This is a genomic window from Nocardia sp. NPDC004718 (genome assembly GCF_053601535.1).
In genome coordinates, this window is record NZ_JBSGCA010000151.1 from 1 (window position 1) to 1,567 (window position 1,567).

The 1,567-nt window shown below is 69.9% G+C and carries 1 protein-coding gene; it reads right to left on the minus strand.

Annotated elements, in window-relative coordinates:
- A partial coding sequence (locus ACWEH3_RS36040) for a non-ribosomal peptide synthetase (protein WP_452358514.1) occupies positions 1 to 1,567 on the minus strand: 1,567 nt, incomplete at both ends.

The following is a 1,567-nucleotide window of genomic DNA, read 5'->3' on the forward strand; positions in this document are numbered from 1 at the left end:
GGCACGACCACCAGCGTCGCGCCGGTGTAGGCGGCGCACAGCCATTCCAGCACCGACGGGTCGAAGCTCGGCGAGCAGATGTGCAGGAACCGATGGTGCGATTCCAGCTCGTAGAGATCCGCCGCGACGCCGACCAGGCCGCCCATGCCCGCGTGGGTCACGGTGACGCCCTTGGGCATACCGGTCGAGCCGGAGGTGTAGATGACGTACGCCGGATGACGCATCGCCAGCGCGGCGTTGCGGTCGGCGTCGGTCACCTGCTCGGCGGACTGGCTCTCGATCAGCTCGCCCAGCGCCGGGTCGTCGATCCGCAGCCACTCCACGTCGCGCGGCAGCCGGTCGACGTACTCGCTCGCGGTGATGCCGATGACCGCGCCGGAGTCGTTGACCATGTGCCGCATGCGATCTTCGGGGTAGGTCGGGTCGACCGGCACGTGCGCGCCGCCCGCCTTCGCCACTGCCCAGAACGCCGCGACCATCTCGTAGGAGCGCGGGAACGACAGCGCCACGATGCGCTCCGGTCCCACACCGCGCGCGATGAGCACCCGCGCCAGGCGCGAGGAGTACTCGTCCAGTTCGCGGTAGGTGATCGAACGGCCCTGGTAGCGCACCGCGATCTGCTCCGGGTCCAGCCGCGCACCGTATTGCAGCAGGTCCGGCAGCAGGCCGGTGGCCATGACGTCCTCGCCCGCCACGTGCGTGAGCAGGTGGTACTCGGCCGCGTCCAGCAGCGGCAGGTCGCCGATCGGGGTTTCCCGGTCGGTGGCGATCGCGGTGAGCAGCCTGGTGAACCGCTCGGCGAACACCCGCACCGTCTCGTCGTCGAACAGGTCGCGCGCGAAGGAGAACTCCGCGTACATGCCCGCGTCGTCGGGGTTCTCCCCTGCCTCGCGGATGGTCAGCGACAGGTCGAACTTGGCGGTGTCGACGTCGAAATCGACCGCGCCCACGTGCAGTCCGGGGAGCTCGAAGCTGCTCTCGGGCAAGTTCTCGAACGACAGCGCCACCTGGAACAGCGGGTGCCGCGCGGTGGAGCGCTCCGGGTTGAGCAGTTCCACCAGCCGCTCGAACGGCAGGTCCGCGTGCGCGAACGCCTGCAGGTCGGCGTCCTTGGTGCGGGCCAGGAACTGGTCGAAGGTGAGGTCGCCGTCCACGTGCGAACGCAGCACCAGGGTGTTGACGAACATGCCGATCACGTCGTCGAGTTCGGCCTCGCCGCGGCCCGCGATGGGCGTGCCGACGGCGATGTCGTCGGTGCCGGACATACGCGCCAGGAACAGCGCCAGCGCGGCGTGCACCACCATGAACAGCGTCGCGTTCTGCTGCCTGGCGATCTCGGTGAGCCTGCCGTGCAGTTCCCCGGAGATCGGGAACACCACGCGCCCCCCGGCGAACGACTGCGTCGTCGGACGCGGCCGGTCGGCGGGCAGGTTCAGCTCGTCGGGCAGCCCGGCCAGCGCGGCACGCCAGTATTCGGCCTGCTGGGAGATCAGGCTCTGCGCGTCGTCCTCGGAGCCGAGCACGTCACGCTGCCAGAGGCTGAAGTCGGCGTACTGCACCGGCAGCG